The organism is Niallia taxi (genome assembly GCF_004005475.1).
Taxonomy (GTDB): Bacteria; Bacillota; Bacilli; order Bacillales; family Cytobacillaceae; genus Niallia; species Niallia taxi.
On the sequence record NZ_RZTZ01000021.1, the window covers coordinates 1 to 16,688 of the forward strand.

Genomic DNA, 16,688 nt, shown 5'->3' on the forward strand with positions numbered 1-16,688 from the left:
ACATAATAGTCTGGTGGCGATAGCGAGAAGGTCACACCCGTTCCCATACCGAACACGGAAGTTAAGCTTCTCAGCGCCGATGGTAGTTGGGGGCTCTCCCCCTGTGAGAGTAGGACGTCGCCAGGCACCCAAGGCCTTAAAAGCATTAGCTTTTAAGGCCTTTTTATGTATTTATAAAGATTTTAAACATACATCTAAGATATTTCCCCTCTAAATCCCTTCATTTTCTAAGATTAATTCTGCAGAGTCTATAGCTCTCACTTGATAATCGATTCAAATCAGACTATAGTATATATAATTTAATCGTAAAAACTTACTGTTCATTAATAAAAGTTCGCCCCTTTCAGGTTTGAGATTGAGTAATAATGGGAAAATTAATAAAACATCAATCTTGCTAAAAATCTTTTTTATCATGTATAATTATAGTCAAATATAGTCAAAGTCAGAAGGGGGAGGCTTGGTGAGAAATATTTCGGATATAATTGAGAATTATTTAAAACAAGTGTTAGAGATGAGCGGAAAATCACTTGTTGAAATTAAAAGAAGTGAAGTTGCCGATAGGTTTGATTGTGTACCATCACAAATAAACTATGTCATCAATACTCGATTTACAATTGAAAAAGGATACATGGTTGAAAGTAAACGAGGTGGAGGCGGCTTCATCCGAATAATGAAGGTGCAATCACATGATTCCGCTGATCTCATTGACCAATTACTTTCCCTAATACAAAGTCGAATACCTCAAAGCAGTGCAGAAGACGTTATTTTCCGGCTCGTTGAAGAAGAGGTAATTAATGAACGAGAAGCGAAAATAATGCTGAGTGTAATTGACCGCTCTGTGCTGTACCTTGACCTTCCATATAGAGATGAATTAAGAGCAAGACTTTTAAAGGCAATGTTAACAACATTAAAATATAAATAAGAATGTTAGCTGTGAGGTGAAAGCATGAACTGTTCAGAATGTCAGCAAAGGCCTGCAACACTTCATTTTTCTAAAACCATTAATGGTAATAAAATCGAGTTTCATCTGTGTGAATATTGTGCTAAAGAAAAGGGCGACTTATTTGTTGCAAATGAATCTCCTGGATTTTCATTTAACAGCCTTTTAGCCAGTTTGCTAAATATGGAGCCTAGCTTTCAGCAAATTAAGCATGATACTTACCAAAAAGAAGCGGATCTTCAATGCAAGGAATGCTCTATGACTTTCCCACAGTTCACGAAGATAGGAAGATTTGGCTGTCCAAATTGCTATGATACATTCAAGGACAGATTACAACCTATATTCAAAAGACTTCATGGCGGAAATGTTGAAAATAAAGGCAAGGTTCCTGCAAGAGTTGGAGGCCATATTCTAATTAAAAAGGAAATTGGTAAGCTACGAGAACACTTAAAGGAACTTATTATCCAGGAAGAGTTTGAAAAGGCTGCTGAAGTCAGAGATGACATTAGAAAAAAAGAAAAACAACTGGTAACTTTTGATGAGAGGGGAGAGTAGGAGTGTCTTTTGAAAAATTCATTAATAATGCAAAAACATCCTGGATGTGTTCAGATGGACCTGACTCTGATATTGTACTAACCTCTCGAATAAGATTAGCCAGGAATATAAACACATTAAGGTTTCCAATCCTGTTTTCAAATGAGGAAGCAGAATCCGTGATTCATAAGGTTAGTGAAAAGCTTGCTGACCAATCAAATGAAAAAGTTGAAAATTTAGAGCTATTGAAGATGGAAGAACTTCAACAACTTGAAAAAAGGGTGCTTGTTGAAAAGCATCTAATCAGTCCTCTTCTTGCTAATGAAGCAGTCTATGGAGCGTGTGTTCTATCAGACGATGAAGAAGTAAGTATTATGCTTAATGAAGAGGATCATATTAGAATCCAGTGCATCAAACCTGGACTACAAGTAATGGAGGCTTTAGATAAAGCAAACGATATAGATAATTGGTTAGAAGAATCTATAGATTATGCATATCACCTTGAATTAGGGTATTTAACGAGTTGTCCCACAAATATAGGCACAGGTTTAAGGGCCTCTGTCATGATGCATCTCCCAGGGATGGTCTTAACCCAGCAGATGAATAGAATTATACCAGCCATTAGTCAATTAGGGCTTGTTGTAAGAGGAATTTACGGGGAGGGCAGCGAAGCTTTAGGGAATATATTTCAAATCTCCAACCAAATTACATTAGGCAAATCAGAAGCAGATATAGTAGAAGAATTAAAAAGTGTAGTACTTCAGCTAATTGAGCAAGAAAGAGCTGCAAGAGAGGCATTAGCAAGAACTTCAAACATACAATTAGAAGATAGAGTTTTCCGATCATATGGAATCCTCTGCAACAGCCGAATCATTGAAACAAAAGAAGCAGCTAAATGCTTATCAGATCTTCAATTGGGAATCGACCTGGGTTTTATTAAAAATGTCTCAAAAGGTATACTTAACGAGCTGCTTATCTTGACTCAGCCTGGTTTTCTCCAGCTTTATTCAGGCGGGCAGATGAATCCAAATGATCGCGACATTCGCCGCGCATCCTTAATAAGAGAAAGATTATTGTTGGAAACAGAGTAATTATATAATTGGGAGGATGACATTATGATGTTTGGACGTTTTACAGAAAGAGCACAAAAGGTATTAGCACTTTCTCAAGAAGAGGCAATCCGCTTAGGACATAACAATATTGGAACAGAACATATTTTGCTTGGATTAGTCCGCGAGGGAGAAGGCATTGCTGCAAAGGCATTGCAAGCTCTTGGGCTAGGACCTGAAAAAATTCAAGAAGAAGTTGAAAATCTTATTGGCCGTGGGCAAGAGGGCTCTCAAACAATTCATTATACTCCTAGAGCAAAAAAGGTAATTGAACTATCTATGGATGAAGCAAGAAAGCTTGGTCACTCCTATGTAGGAACAGAACATATTCTCCTTGGACTTATCCGTGAAGGAGAAGGTGTAGCAGCACGTGTATTGAATAATGTAGGTGTAAGTCTAAATAAAGCAAGACAGCAGGTACTCCAGCTGCTTGGAAGCAGTGAATCAGGTGGCCATCAAGGAAGCTCTGCTGCAAGTGCAAATACTCCAACACTAGATAGCCTTGCGAGAGATTTGACTGCGATTGCAAGAGAAGGCAGCCTTGATCCGGTTATCGGCAGAAGCAAGGAAATTCAACGTGTTATTGAAGTATTGAGCAGAAGAACAAAGAATAATCCAGTATTAATCGGGGAGCCTGGTGTCGGTAAAACGGCTATAGCAGAAGGCTTGGCTCAACAAATTGTTCAAAATGAAGTTCCTGAGATTTTGAGAGATAAACGGGTTATGACTTTAGATATGGGTACTGTTGTGGCAGGAACAAAGTACCGAGGTGAGTTTGAAGATCGCTTGAAAAAGGTGATGGATGAAATCCGCCAAGCAGGAAACATCATCTTATTCATTGACGAGTTGCATACGTTAATTGGAGCAGGTGGAGCAGAAGGTGCTATCGATGCATCCAACATATTAAAGCCGTCATTAGCAAGAGGAGAGCTGCAATGTATTGGTGCAACTACACTTGATGAATACCGCAAGTATATTGAAAAAGATGCAGCATTAGAAAGACGATTTCAGCCAATCACAGTTGATGAGCCAACAATGGAAGAGTCTATTCAGATTCTTAAAGGATTGCGTGACAGATATGAAGCACATCACCGAGTTTCCATTATTGATGAAGCAATTGAAGCAGCTGTAAAATTATCAGATCGTTATATTTCAGACCGCTTCTTGCCAGATAAAGCGATTGATTTAATCGATGAAGCTGGTTCGAAAGTAAGATTAAGATCTTATACAACTCCTCCTAATTTAAAAGAATTAGAGGTTAAACTAGAAGAGGTACGTAAAGAGAAGGATGCATCTGTTCAAAGTCAGGAATTTGAAAAGGCTGCTTCATTACGCGATACAGAGCAAAGACTTCGTGAACAGCTAGAAGAAACGAAGAAAAATTGGAAAGAGAAACAAGGTCAGGAAAATACAGAAGTGACAGTTGAAGATATTGCAAGTGTCGTATCAAGCTGGACTGGAATTCCTGTATCAAGATTGGCACAAACAGAAACTGATAAGCTTCTTAATATGGAAAGCATTCTTCATAACAGAGTAATCGGTCAAGAGGAAGCAGTAAAAGCAATCTCTAAAGCTGTAAGAAGAGCAAGAGCAGGTTTAAAGGATCCAAAACGTCCAATCGGCTCCTTCATTTTCTTAGGTCCAACAGGTGTTGGTAAAACAGAGCTTGCCCGTGCCCTTGCTGAATCAATGTTTGGAGACGAGGATGCGATGATTCGTATTGATATGTCTGAGTATATGGAGAAGCATTCCACTTCTAGACTAGTAGGTTCACCTCCAGGATATGTGGGTTATGAGGAAGGCGGACAGCTTACTGAAAAAGTAAGAAGAAAACCTTATTCAGTTGTACTTTTAGATGAAATAGAAAAAGCCCACCCTGATGTTTTCAACATCCTATTGCAAGTGTTAGAAGATGGGCGCTTAACTGACTCTAAAGGTCGAACAGTAGACTTCAGAAATACTGTGCTCATTATGACATCAAATGTTGGTGCATCTGCATTAAAATCAAATAAATATGTAGGCTTCAATATTCAGGACGGAGAACAAGACTATAAGGATATGAAAGGGCGTGTGATGGAAGAGCTGAAAAGAGCATTCCGTCCAGAGTTCTTGAACCGTATAGATGAAATTATTGTATTCCATTCCTTAGAGAAGAAACATCTTCAAGAAATCGTTTCTCTAATGGCGGACCAGTTAGTTAGCAGACTTAAAGAGCAAGATATTAATCTTACTATTACAGATGCAGCTAAAGCGAAGATTGCTGAAGAAGGTTATGACCCTGAATACGGAGCAAGACCATTGCGCAGGGCTATTCAGAAGCATATTGAGGACCGTCTGTCAGAAGAGCTCCTTAAAGGTACTGTCTTAAATGGTCAGCATATTGATTTAGATGTAGCTGATGGGGAATTCACTGTAAATGTGAAGGACGCACAGCAATTGACAAACTTGCAAAAATAACAGTTAATATCATAAATGGCACACGTTTTACTATTGCGTGTGCCATTTGTTCTTTATAGGGGCCTTAAAAGGTTACCTGATTGACAAAAGGTAAGGAGATACAAGAATGGCGAAAAGAAAGACTAAATTCTTATGTCAGGAATGCGGCTATGAATCTGCAAAATGGATGGGTAAATGTCCTGGCTGTGGAAATTGGAATACAATGGTGGAGGAAGTTGAAAAAGCACCAGCACAGAGAAAAGGTGCCTTTGCTCATTCTCAAGGTATGACGTTAGCTGCTAAGCCCATCCCTGTTACAAGCATTGAAACAGTTAATGAACCTAGAATAAAAACAGACTTAGGAGAGCTTAACCGCGTTTTAGGTGGTGGTGTAGTGCCTGGTTCCCTTGTCCTAATTGGAGGAGATCCCGGGATCGGAAAGTCGACGCTGCTTCTTCAGGTGTCCGCTCAACTAGCACTGAAAAAACAATCTGTCCTATATGTTTCAGGTGAGGAATCTCAAAAACAAACAAAATTAAGAGCAGACAGGCTTGGAGTAATGTCTGATCAGCTTCTTGTATATTCAGAGACTAATTTAGAGGAAATCAGCAGAACAATAGAAAATTCAAAGGTTGATTTTGTCGTTATAGATTCTATCCAAACAATTTTTCATCCAGAAGTCACATCTGCTCCAGGAAGTGTTTCTCAAGTGCGGGAGTGTACGGCTGAGCTAATGAGGATAGGAAAGACGAAAGGGATTGCTATCTTTATCGTTGGTCATGTGACGAAGGAAGGTTCTATTGCTGGTCCAAGGCTGCTTGAGCATATGGTAGACACTGTTCTATATTTTGAAGGGGAAAGACACCACACATACAGAATATTAAGAGCAGTAAAAAACCGTTTCGGATCTACAAATGAAATGGGCATATTTGAAATGAAAGAATTTGGGCTGGAGGAAGTGGAAAATCCTTCGGAAATTTTCCTGGAGGAACGCTCACAAGGTGCTGCTGGTTCGACAGTTGTTGCTTCTATGGAAGGAACAAGACCAGTACTTGTTGAGATTCAAGCTCTTATTTCTCCAACAAGCTTTGGAAATCCAAGGCGTATGGCAACAGGGATAGATCATAATCGTGTGCCGCTGTTAATGGCTGTTCTTGAGAAAAGGGTAGGAATGCTTCTCCAAAACCAAGATGCCTATTTAAAGGTTGCAGGAGGGGTTAAGCTTGATGAACCAGCAATTGACTTAGCTATTGCAGTTAGTATTGCATCCAGCTTTAGAGATAAGACAACCAGAGCAACTGATTGTATTATCGGGGAAGTTGGGTTAACTGGAGAAGTGCGTCGAGTATCTAGGATTGAACAAAGAGTTCAGGAAGCGGCTAAATTGGGATTCGAGCGTGTTATATTGCCTGCCAATAACCTATCTGGTCTCAAGGCCCCTGAAGGTATTCAGCTAATAGGTGTCAGCTCTGTCGGAGAGGCGTTAAAGGCAGCATTAGGAGAATAACTGTCTTTCATAAAAAAACATTTGATGTTGCATTATTGGTATGATAAAATGTAATGTTTAAATAATTTGACAGTGAATTACCAATAATGCTACTCTAAAAATAGCCAAAAAAGAACAAAAAGTTTGCTAATTAACTTTTTCATTACAAATAAAAAAATTCTCTGTAATATTAGGTTTCAAATTCGGGAATTTGTTTATAATGTGAAAGAGGAGGTGTAAGTATTGTTAAGACGGATTGTACAGGCATGTTTTTTAATTATTGGGGGTACTTTAGGAATAGTCTTTATTCCTGATTTATTAAATATGGTTAATCTAAATCATAATTTAATAAATAACCCTTACGTATCGGCAATACTTGGTGCCATTATTTTTTATTTTATTACTTTATGGGCGATAGATTATATTGTTAATTTTATCAAGTTGGTGGAAGAAACCCTTGTAAAGGCTCCAATCACTGATATTATTTTCGGAAGTGTCGGTTTAGCTTTCGGACTGATATTGGCCTTTTTGATAGGCTATGCACTTACCGCCATAAAAGTACCGTTAATCAATACGGTCGCGCCTATTCTTTTAACTTTACTTTTTGGCTATTTAGGTTTTCAAGTAGGATTCAAAAAGAGAGACGAGCTATCCAATCTTTTTGCGGCTAGAAAGAAAAAATCAAATGAAGAAGAAGTATTAAAAACAGAAAAGGGCAAGCTGAAAATACTAGATACAAGTGTCATTATTGACGGAAGAATCGCTGATATCTGCCAAACTGGTTTTCTTGAAGGAACGATTGTGATACCTCAATTTGTGCTTGGAGAATTGCAGCATATAGCTGATTCATCTGATGCATTGAAACGAAACAGAGGTAGAAGAGGACTAGATATTCTCAACCGTATTCAAAAGGAACTTGCAATTAAGGTAGAGATATATGAAGGCGATTTTGAAGAGATTACAGAAGTGGACAGCAAGCTTGTAAAGCTGGCTAAAATAACAAATGGTGTTGTGGTTACAAATGACTTTAACTTAAACAAAGTTTGTGAATTACAGCAAGTAGCTGTTCTTAATATTAATGATTTAGCTAATGCTGTTAAACCAGTGGTGCTTCCAGGTGAAGAAATGAAGATCCTTATTATTAAGGACGGTAAAGAACATAATCAAGGTGTAGCCTACTTAGATGACGGCACAATGATCGTTGTAGAGGAAGGTCGCAATTTTATCGGAAAACATATTGATGTCCTTGTAACGAGTGTTTTACAGACATCTGCAGGAAGAATGATTTTTGCAAAACCGAAATTATTAGAAAAAGCATTGTAATGGATGGGAGTTTGTTTTATGGCTTATGAAGTCATTATACCGGCCGCGGGTCAGGGGAAAAGAATGGGAGCAGGAAAAAATAAACTGTTTCTCAAAATAGACGGTCTGCCAGTTTTTATTCATACTTTAAAGGTATTCGAAAAGGATGAAAACTGCAGTAAGATTTGGCTGGTGACCAGCCCCCAGGATAAACAAGAGATGCATTCACTAATAAAAAGGAATAAAATAACGAAAATTGCTGCTATTGTTGATGGTGGAGATGAAAGACAATATAGTGTATACAATGCTGTAAAAGAAATTTCTAAAGATGCTATTGTATTAGTCCATGATGCCGCCAGACCATTCATTGATGTTCACCAAATGAAGGAATTGACAGAAGTTGCAGCAACGAATGGAGCAGCTGTCTTAGCAGTCCCGATTAAAGATACCGTTAAAAAGGTAACAGGTGACACAGTCGAAGAGACAGTAGATCGTTCTAGCTTGTGGGCTATCCAAACCCCACAAGCTTTTCGTATTTCCTTATTAAAAGAGGCTCATGAAAAAGCAATTCGTGAGGAGTTTCTCGGTACAGATGATGCTAGTCTTGTAGAAAGATTGGGGCATAATGTAAAAATAGTCATGGGTAACTATGACAATATAAAATTAACGACACCAGAGGATTTATATTTTGCTGAAGCAATCATTCAGAAATATAAAGTCTAAATATAACAGCAAAAGGAGTACATAATATGTTACGAATAGGACAAGGCTTTGATGTGCATCAATTAGTAGAGGGAAGACCACTCATCATTGGCGGCATTGAAATTCCACACGAAAAGGGTCTACTTGGGCACTCAGATGCAGATGTACTTTTACATACTATAGCAGATGCTTGTTTAGGAGCAATTGGAGAAGGAGATATCGGCAAGCATTTTCCTGATACAGATCAAGCTTTTAAGGACTTTGATTCGGCAATTCTGTTAAAAGAGGTCTGGAGCCTGGTGAAATCCAAAGGTTATGAATTAGTTAATGCTGATTGCACCATCATGGCACAGCAGCCTAAAATGGCTCCACATATTAAAGCAATGCAATCAAGGATTGCTGAACTGTTAGAAACAGAACAGGAAAATGTCAATGTAAAGGCAACGACGACTGAAAAACTAGGATTTACTGGAAGAGGAGAGGGCATTGCTTCATTAGCAGTAGTCCTTTTACAGAGAAAAGTACAGTAACACTCTTTTAATGGAAAATACTAAATGATAGAATAAACAAGAAATAGGTTGAAACAAAATCAAGGAGGCAGAACCATGACTAACGAAATACGTGTTCGTTATGCCCCAAGTCCAACGGGACATTTGCACATAGGGAATGCACGTACTGCATTATTTAATTATTTATATGCACGCAATTTGGGTGGGAAGTTTATTATCCGAATTGAGGATACAGATAAAAAACGCAATATTGAAGGTGGAGAGCAAAGCCAATTAAAGTACTTGAAATGGCTTGGCATTGACTGGGATGAAAGCGTAGATGTTGGTGGAGAATTTGGACCATACCGCCAATCTGAGCGAAATGATATTTATAAGAAATATTACACAGAATTGCTTGATCGAGGATTAGCATATAAATGCTATTGCACAGAAGCTGAAATTGAAGCAGAGCGTGAAGAACAAGTTAACAACAATGAGACACCTAAATATTCAGGTAAATGCCGTCACTTGACAAAGGAAGAACAAGCGAAGCTAGAGGCAGAAGGCAGACAGCCGAGCATTCGCATCAAGGTTCCAGAGAATGTTGTTTATGAGTTCGAAGATATGGTTAAAGGTTCCGTTTCGTTTGAATCAGAAACAATTGGCGATTATGTTATCGTTAAAAAGGATGGCACACCAACATATAACTTTGCGGTAGCTATTGATGACCATCTAATGGAAATCTCTCATGTTCTTAGAGGAGATGACCACATTACAAATACACCAAAACAGTTAATGGTTTATGATGCACTTAACTGGAAAAGACCGATTTTCGGACATATGACTTTAATTGTCAATGAAAGCAGAAAGAAATTAAGCAAACGTGATGAGTCGATCATTCAATTTATCGAGCAATATGAAGAGCTTGGCTACTTGCCAGAAGCGCTTTTCAATTTCATTACACTGCTAGGCTGGTCTCCAGAAGGTGAAGAGGAACTATTTACGAAGGAAGAGTTCATCAAAATCTTTGATGCTGCAAGATTATCGAAGTCACCAGCTTTATTTGACCAGAATAAGCTAGCATGGATGAACAACCAATACATTAAAAAGGCCGACTTAAACAAAGTTATTGAATTAGCATTGCCACATCTTATTAAAGCTGGACTTGTGCAAGAGAACCGTTCCATTGAAGAAGAGCAATGGGTTAATAACCTAATTGGCTTATATCAAGAACAAATGAGCTGTGGTGCTGATATTGTCGGACTGTCTTCATTATTCTTCAGTGAAGATATTCAGTATGATGAAGAAGCAAAAGAGGTTTTAGCTGGTGAGCAAGTGAAGGATGTTCTCTCTGCCTTTAAGGAAGAGCTTGCTAACTTAACGGATTGGAATGCAGATAATATTAAAGCTGCTATAAAAAGTGTTCAAAAGGCAACAGGCCAAAAAGGCAAGAACTTATTTATGCCAATTCGTGTAGCTGCAACTGGTCAAACTCATGGTCCAGATCTGCCAAAAGCAATTGAATTGCTTGGAGCTTCTAAGATTGAAAAAAGATTATTATCACTAATTAGTTAACATTCTGATAAAAATGTAATATAGTAAAGAAAAAACGTCTATATAACAAAAACGTAGAAGAGGAAAAGTAAAAAAAGGATGCTTATTAGAGAGAATCATCATCGGCTGAAAGTGGTTCAAGCCTCTCCTTTTTTGAAGTGCCCCTCTGAGTCCTGTATTGAACAACTAAGCATAGGCAGAGTAATAGCCTAGGACTTTGGTTTAGTAAATAGAGGCGGTACCTAACCGTTAACAAGGTTTAAGTGGAGATTATTGCCTAGGGAATAATCTAAACAGAGTGGAACCGCGCGTAAAAGCGTCTCTGTCTTTTGGGACAGAGACGCTTTTTTTTATGTAGTTCGTTATTATAAATAAAGCTGAGATAGAAGTTAGTCGGCTTTCATGTAAATAGAGGATGAATTGGGAGGGTTAAAATGTTTAAGCGCATTAAAGAAGATATATCAGTAGTATTTGAACAAGATCCGGCAGCGAGAAGCTCAATTGAAGTAATACTTACTTACTCTGGATTACACGCAATTTGGCATCATCGCATTGCGCATCATTTCTATAAACATAGATGGTATTTTCTAGCCCGTACAATATCTCAATTCAGCCGTTTACTAACTGGAATAGAAATACATCCAGGTGCAACAATCGGAAGAAGACTCTTCATTGACCATGGCATGGGAGTTGTTATAGGGGAAACTTGTGAAATAGGCGATAATGTCACGATATTTCAAGGGGTAACCTTAGGGGGAACAGGGAAAGAGAAAGGAAAGAGGCATCCAACCGTTAATGATAATGCTCTGATTGCAACAGGAGCAAAGGTATTAGGATCAATAATTATTGGAGAAAATGCAAAAATTGGTGCCGGGTCTGTCGTTTTGAAAGATGTGCCACCTAATTCTACCGTTGTAGGTATTCCTGGGACTGTAGTGGTGCAGGATGGTATTAGGATCAAAAAAGACTTAAACCATTCCGATTTACCTGACCCGTTTGCAGAGCGAATGAAGGAACTTGAGAATGAGTTGCTTCATTTAAAAAATGAATTGAATGAGTTGAAAAAGGAAGGGAGACATAGATAATGTCTATTCAAATTTATAATACATTATCAAGGGAAAAGGAAGAGTTTGTCCCATTAGAAGAGGGTAAGGTTAAAATGTACGTTTGCGGTCCAACGGTATACAATTATATCCATATTGGAAACGCAAGACCTGCCATTGTATTTGATACAGTAAGGAGATATCTAGAATTTAGAGGATATGATGTTAACTTTGTTTCTAATTTCACTGATGTTGACGATAAACTTATCAGAGCTGCCAATGAGTTAGGTGAAGAGGTTCCTGCAATTGCAGACCGCTTTATTGAAGCATATTTTGAAGATGTTACTGCATTGGGCTGCAAAAAAGCAGATACTCATCCGCGTGTAACAGAAAGCATGGACATCATTATTGAATTTATCGAGGCACTGATAGAGAAAGGCTATGCTTATGAGTCTGAGGGAGATGTGTATTACCATACAAGGAAGTTTGAGGGGTATGGTAAATTATCTCATCAATCAATTGATGAACTGAAGTCTGGTGCGAGAATAGCTGTTGGAGAGAAAAAACAGGATTTTCTTGATTTTGCGCTATGGAAGAATGCGAAAGAAGGAGAGATTTCTTGGGATAGTCCATGGGGGCAAGGAAGACCTGGCTGGCATATAGAGTGCTCAGCAATGGTTAAGAAGTATTTAGGAGACACAATTGATATCCATGCAGGAGGACAGGATTTAGCCTTCCCTCATCATGAGAACGAAATTGCCCAATCTGAGGCATTATCCGGAAAGACATTTGCAAACTATTGGATGCACAACGGATATATTAATATAGATAATGAAAAAATGTCCAAATCCTTAGGTAACTTTATTACAGTTCACGATATTCTGAAGATTCATGATCCACAAGTATTAAGATTCTTCATGCTGTCAGTTCATTACCGTAACCCAATCAATTACAGTGAAGAAGTATTAGAGAATACAAGAGCTGGATTGGAACGAATCAGAACTTCTTATGACAATCTGTTGCATCGTAAGGTTACAAGTACTGACTTAACGGATACAAATGAAGAGTGGTTAAATAAGATTAACAGCTTACATGAACAGTTTATCACAAGCATGGATGACGATTTTAATACGGCTAACGGAATTTCTGTTCTTTTTGAGCTTTCACAACAAGCGAACTATTACTTGCTGGAAAAGACTACGTCTGCTACAGTCATTAATGCTTTCATAAAAGAGTTTGAAGAGCTGTTTGGTGTTCTTGGACTTTCTCTTGTGAAGGAAGAACTGCTTGATGAAGAGATTGAAGCACTTATTGAGAAGCGGAACCAAGCCCGTAAGGACCGCAACTTCCAGTTGGCAGACCAAATTAGAGATCAACTGAAGGCGATGAACATCATTTTGGAAGATACACCACAGGGCATTCGCTGGAAAAGAGGGTAATGGATGCTCCTTTATGATAAGAAACTTGATGAAAAACAATTGAACAGCTTGGCGCTTGCTTATATGGGTGATGCTGTTCTGGAGATATATGTACGACGACATCTTTTATACAGTGGGAAGGTGCGACCAAACCAGCTGCATAGAGAAGCAACAAAGTATGTTTCTGCCAAGGGGCAGGCAAAGGTGGTTCATGCACTTATAGAGGATGAATTCTTTACACCTGAGGAATTTGCGGTAATGAAAAGAGGAAGAAATGCAAAATCAGGAAGTATCCCTAAGAACACAGATGTTCAAACATACAGGTACAGTACAGGATTTGAAGCTGTGCTTGGATATCTATATTTGACTGAGGATGAGAAGCGGCTTGAGGAGATTATCCAAGCCGCACTGTCCATCATTGAAAAGCAGTAGGAGGAACAAAAAAGTGGATAATGATTATATTGTTGGGAAAAACGCCGTAATTGAAGCGTTAAAATCCGAAAGGGATGTAAATAAAATCCTTATTGCAGAGGGTTCACAAAAAGGACAGATGCAAACTGTTATAGGTTTGGCGAAAAGTGAAAATGTGCTTGTCCAGTTTGTGCCAAAGAAAAAGTTAGATACATTAGTGGATGCGAACCACCAAGGTGTTGTGGCACAAGTAGCGGCATATCAATATGCTGAGATAGATGATTTGTTTGCTCTTGCAGAAAAACGGAATGAAGCACCATTTTTCATGCTGCTGGATGAGATAGAGGATCCTCATAATTTAGGATCTATCATGAGGACTGCGGATGCTGTAGGAGCTCATGGTATTATTATCCCAAGAAGGAGAGCTGTTGGCCTCACTGCAACAGTTGCTAAAGCATCAACGGGTGCCATTGAGCATATTCCTGTGGTTAGGGTAACAAATATGGCTAGAGCAATCGATGAACTGAAGGAAAGAGGAGTCTGGATTGCGGGAACTGATGCTAAAGGGAAAGAGGATTATCGTCAGTTTGATGGGACGATGCCGCTTGGACTTGTAATTGGAAGTGAAGGAAAGGGCATGGGAAGGCTCATCCGTGATAAGTGCGATTTTCTAATTCAGCTACCAATGGCAGGAGCAGTTACATCATTGAATGCATCTGTAGCTGCAGCACTCTTAATGTATGAGGTTTATCGTAAACGCCATCCACTTGAGGGATAACAATGGATATACTCTTAGTTGATGGCTATAACATTATTGGAGCATGGCCAGAGCTCAACAAGCTGAAAAATAAGGATTTATCTGCTGCAAGAGATGCTCTTTTAGAGAAAATGGCAGAATACCAGGGATTCTCAGGCTATCGTGTTATCGTTGTTTTTGATGCTTATTATGTTAGGGGCACAGAAAAGAAGCTTAAGAACTCCAAGGTTGAGGTCATTTTCACAAAGGAAAATGAAACGGCTGATGAAAGAATTGAAAAGCTTGCCAAGGAGCTCAGCAACAGGAGAACACAAATCCATGTTGCCACATCTGACTTTACCGAACAGTGGGCTATTTTTGGACAAGGAGCTCTAAGAATCTCAGCGAGAGAGCTTCTGATTGAAATGGCAGAGATAGAAAAAAATATTGAAAAAAAAGTGAAGCGAATTAAGGAAAGAAAGCCTGTAATCAAGATACCGCTTTCGAAAGAAATGGAAGAATTATTTGAAAAATGGCGCCGTGGCGAAAAATGAGTTGTTGACGCTTAAAAAAACCCTACTGTATAATGGTTTTATCCATGATTGCGCGGTCGGGGGGATCTGTATGAGTACTGACAACAGGAGTAAGAGCAATGAAAGTGTTGAGAAGTATTTAGAGCTTGAAGATGAAACACTGGTCGAATTAGTTCATAAAGGAGAAAGTGATGCATTAGACTTTCTCATCCAGAAGTATCGTAATTTTGTAAGAGCTAAAGCTAGATCCTATTTCCTAATTGGTGCTGATAAAGAAGATATTGTCCAAGAAGGCATGATCGGCTTATATAAGGCAATCCGAGATTTTAAAGGGGACAAGCTCTCGTCGTTTAAAGCATTTGCCGAACTATGCATTACGAGGCAGATTATAACTGCTATTAAGACAGCAACAAGACAGAAGCATATTCCTTTAAATTCCTACGTCTCTCTTGATAAGCCTATATATGATGAAGAGTCAGATCGAACATTAATGGATGTTATTTCTGGAGCAAAGATATTAGATCCAGAAGAGTTGATTATCAATCAGGAAGAGTTTGACCATATTGAAGTAAAAATGTCGGAGCTTCTTAGTGATTTGGAAAGAAAAGTGCTGGCCCTCTATTTAGATGGCCAATCCTATCAGGAAATTTCCGAAGAGCTAAACAGACATGTGAAGTCGATAGATAATGCTCTTCAAAGGGTAAAGAGAAAGCTTGAGCGTTATTTAGAGATTCGTGAGTTTTCACTTTAATAAGAGCAAATTCGTAAGAAAAGGCAAATAACTGACTAATATTGACATACATTCATGTCCATGTTACAGTTTGGGGAGATATAAAGGACGTAGTAGGTGTAATTTAAATGAAAAATAAGATTGTACTGGCTTGTGAGAAGTGCAGCTCTAGAAACTATTCTACAATGAGCAGCAAAACCGCAGATCGCCTTGAAGTAAAGAAATATTGTCAAACATGCAATGCACATACAGTTCATAAAGAGACAAAATAGCAAATTACTGCTTAAGACAGGCTACCCGCTTTTAAATATGGAGGTAACGAAATGCAACGCACTGTTAACTTTTTCCGTGAAGTAGGCAGAGAAATGAAAAAGGTTAGTTGGCCGAAGAGAAAAGAACTGACTAACTATACAATCACTGTTCTTGCGACAGTAATATTCTTTTCTGTGTTCTTTGCACTTGTTGATATGGGAATTTCTGAACTAATTCGTTTAATACTTGAATAACTGTTGTCCACTCATGGTATAATGGTAACACAATAGGAAACACACAAAGCCCGGAAACGGGTTTTTTCATTGCTTGAAAATAATAAAAAAGCTTTTTTATGCGATAGCTCTTTTTATAGGAGCAGGTTACATAAGGCATGAAGAGCAAATAGCGTTAAGGAGGGACGGACATAACAGTCCTCTAATATGGAAAAAAATTGGTATGTAGTTCATACTTACTCTGGTTATGAGAATAAAGTTAAAACTAACTTGGAAAAGCGCGTTGAAACAATGGGAATGCAAGATAAGATATTCCGTGTAATCGTGCCAGAAGAAGAAGAAACAGATGTAAGAAACGGCAAAACAAAAGTTGTTAAGAGAAAGGTTTTCCCAGGCTATGTGCTTGTGGAAATCGTCATGACAGATGATTCTTGGTATGTTGTCCGCAATACGCCAGGAGTAACAGGATTTGTTGGTTCTGCTGGTTCTGGTTCAAAGCCAACACCACTTATGCCTGATGAGGTGCAAGTCATCCTTAAGAGAATGGGTGTTGACGAGCAACGCATTGAAATTGAATTTGAATTAGGTGAAACAGTGAAGGTAAACGAAGGTCCGTTTGCAAACTTTACTGGGTCAGTTGAAGAGATCGATACTGACAAAGCAAAAGTGAAAGTTTTAGTGAATATGTTCGGCAGAGATACTCCTGTGGAGCTTGATTTTACACAAATTGAAAAATTTTAATCTGAAAAACTTGAAATGAGCACGAAAAAGTGTTAATATT

General features: G+C 38.5%; 18 protein-coding genes, 1 rRNA gene and 1 other annotated feature. All 19 genes read left to right on the forward strand.

Translation table 11 applies throughout. From position 1 onward, the window contains the following. Positions 1–9: 9 nt before the first annotated feature. The 19 genes from rrf to nusG all read left to right on the forward strand — a co-directional run bounded on the left by rrf (position 10) and on the right by nusG (position 16,648). Positions 10–126: ribosomal RNA gene (gene rrf / locus EM808_RS25985) — 5S ribosomal RNA — on the forward strand. 334 nt (positions 127–460) lie between these two features. Further along, positions 461–922: a CtsR family transcriptional regulator gene (locus EM808_RS25990; RefSeq protein WP_127742343.1), complete on the forward strand. Its 462-nt coding sequence runs from the start codon at positions 461–463 to the stop codon at positions 920–922. Positions 923–946: 24 nt separating this feature from the next. Continuing rightward, positions 947–1,495 (forward strand): UvrB/UvrC motif-containing protein, encoded by a 549-nt coding sequence (locus EM808_RS25995; RefSeq protein WP_127742345.1) that lies wholly within the window; start codon positions 947–949, stop codon positions 1,493–1,495. 2 nt (positions 1,496–1,497) lie between these two features. Next, the gene (locus EM808_RS26000) at positions 1,498–2,565 is read left to right on the forward strand and encodes a protein arginine kinase (protein ID WP_127742347.1); all 1,068 of its coding nucleotides are present in this window, start codon (positions 1,498–1,500) and stop codon (positions 2,563–2,565) included. 24 nt (positions 2,566–2,589) lie between these two features. After that, positions 2,590–5,040 carry an ATP-dependent protease ATP-binding subunit ClpC gene (gene clpC / locus EM808_RS26005; RefSeq protein WP_127742349.1) on the forward strand — a complete coding sequence of 817 codons (2,451 nt, stop codon included), beginning with the start codon at positions 2,590–2,592 and terminating at the stop codon, positions 5,038–5,040. 106 nt (positions 5,041–5,146) lie between these two features. Then, positions 5,147–6,526, forward strand: a complete 1,380-nt coding sequence (radA, locus tag EM808_RS26010) for a DNA repair protein RadA (RefSeq protein ID WP_127742351.1) — start codon at positions 5,147–5,149, stop codon at positions 6,524–6,526. A 222-nt stretch (positions 6,527–6,748) separates the two neighbouring features. Then, positions 6,749–7,828, forward strand: coding sequence for a PIN/TRAM domain-containing protein (locus EM808_RS26015; RefSeq protein ID WP_127742353.1), 1,080 nt, complete (start codon positions 6,749–6,751; stop codon positions 7,826–7,828). Between the two features lie 18 nt (positions 7,829–7,846). Then, the gene (gene ispD / locus EM808_RS26020) at positions 7,847–8,530 is read left to right on the forward strand and encodes a 2-C-methyl-D-erythritol 4-phosphate cytidylyltransferase (RefSeq protein WP_127742355.1); all 684 of its coding nucleotides are present in this window, start codon (positions 7,847–7,849) and stop codon (positions 8,528–8,530) included. Positions 8,531–8,556: 26 nt separating this feature from the next. Further along, positions 8,557–9,039: a 2-C-methyl-D-erythritol 2,4-cyclodiphosphate synthase gene (gene ispF / locus EM808_RS26025; protein ID WP_127742357.1), complete on the forward strand. Its 483-nt coding sequence runs from the start codon at positions 8,557–8,559 to the stop codon at positions 9,037–9,039. Between the two features lie 75 nt (positions 9,040–9,114). Beyond that, a complete protein-coding gene (gene gltX / locus EM808_RS26030) occupies positions 9,115–10,572 on the forward strand; it encodes a glutamate--tRNA ligase (protein WP_127742359.1) in 1,458 nt (485 codons plus the stop codon). 45 nt (positions 10,573–10,617) lie between these two features. Beyond that, positions 10,618–10,878: a binding site (T-box leader), on the forward strand. 107 nt (positions 10,879–10,985) lie between these two features. Further along, complete coding sequence (gene cysE, locus EM808_RS26035; protein WP_127742361.1) at positions 10,986–11,636, forward strand: serine O-acetyltransferase; 651 nt, start codon at positions 10,986–10,988, stop codon at positions 11,634–11,636. Further along, positions 11,636–13,033 (forward strand): cysteine--tRNA ligase, encoded by a 1,398-nt coding sequence (gene cysS, locus EM808_RS26040; RefSeq protein ID WP_127742363.1) that lies wholly within the window; start codon positions 11,636–11,638, stop codon positions 13,031–13,033. The genes cysE and cysS overlap by 1 nt, the downstream gene beginning before the upstream one ends. 3 nt (positions 13,034–13,036) lie before the next feature. Further along, positions 13,037–13,444 carry a Mini-ribonuclease 3 gene (locus tag EM808_RS26045; protein WP_127742365.1) on the forward strand — a complete coding sequence of 136 codons (408 nt, stop codon included), beginning with the start codon at positions 13,037–13,039 and terminating at the stop codon, positions 13,442–13,444. A gap of 13 nt (positions 13,445–13,457) precedes the next feature. Next, a complete protein-coding gene (gene rlmB, locus EM808_RS26050) occupies positions 13,458–14,201 on the forward strand; it encodes a 23S rRNA (guanosine(2251)-2'-O)-methyltransferase RlmB (RefSeq protein WP_127742367.1) in 744 nt (247 codons plus the stop codon). A gap of 2 nt (positions 14,202–14,203) precedes the next feature. Next, on the forward strand, positions 14,204–14,713 hold the full coding sequence (locus tag EM808_RS26055; protein WP_127742369.1) for an NYN domain-containing protein: 510 nt from the start codon (positions 14,204–14,206) through the stop codon (positions 14,711–14,713). Between the two features lie 70 nt (positions 14,714–14,783). Beyond that, on the forward strand, positions 14,784–15,443 hold the full coding sequence (gene sigH, locus EM808_RS26060; protein ID WP_127742371.1) for an RNA polymerase sporulation sigma factor SigH: 660 nt from the start codon (positions 14,784–14,786) through the stop codon (positions 15,441–15,443). A 107-nt stretch (positions 15,444–15,550) separates the two neighbouring features. Beyond that, on the forward strand, positions 15,551–15,694 hold the full coding sequence (gene rpmG / locus EM808_RS26065; protein ID WP_127742373.1) for a 50S ribosomal protein L33: 144 nt from the start codon (positions 15,551–15,553) through the stop codon (positions 15,692–15,694). Between the two features lie 51 nt (positions 15,695–15,745). After that, positions 15,746–15,928 (forward strand): preprotein translocase subunit SecE, encoded by a 183-nt coding sequence (gene secE, locus EM808_RS26070; protein ID WP_127742375.1) that lies wholly within the window; start codon positions 15,746–15,748, stop codon positions 15,926–15,928. A 186-nt stretch (positions 15,929–16,114) separates the two neighbouring features. Beyond that, positions 16,115–16,648 carry a transcription termination/antitermination protein NusG gene (gene nusG / locus EM808_RS26075; RefSeq protein WP_127742377.1) on the forward strand — a complete coding sequence of 178 codons (534 nt, stop codon included), beginning with the start codon at positions 16,115–16,117 and terminating at the stop codon, positions 16,646–16,648. Positions 16,649–16,688 lie beyond the last annotated feature (40 nt).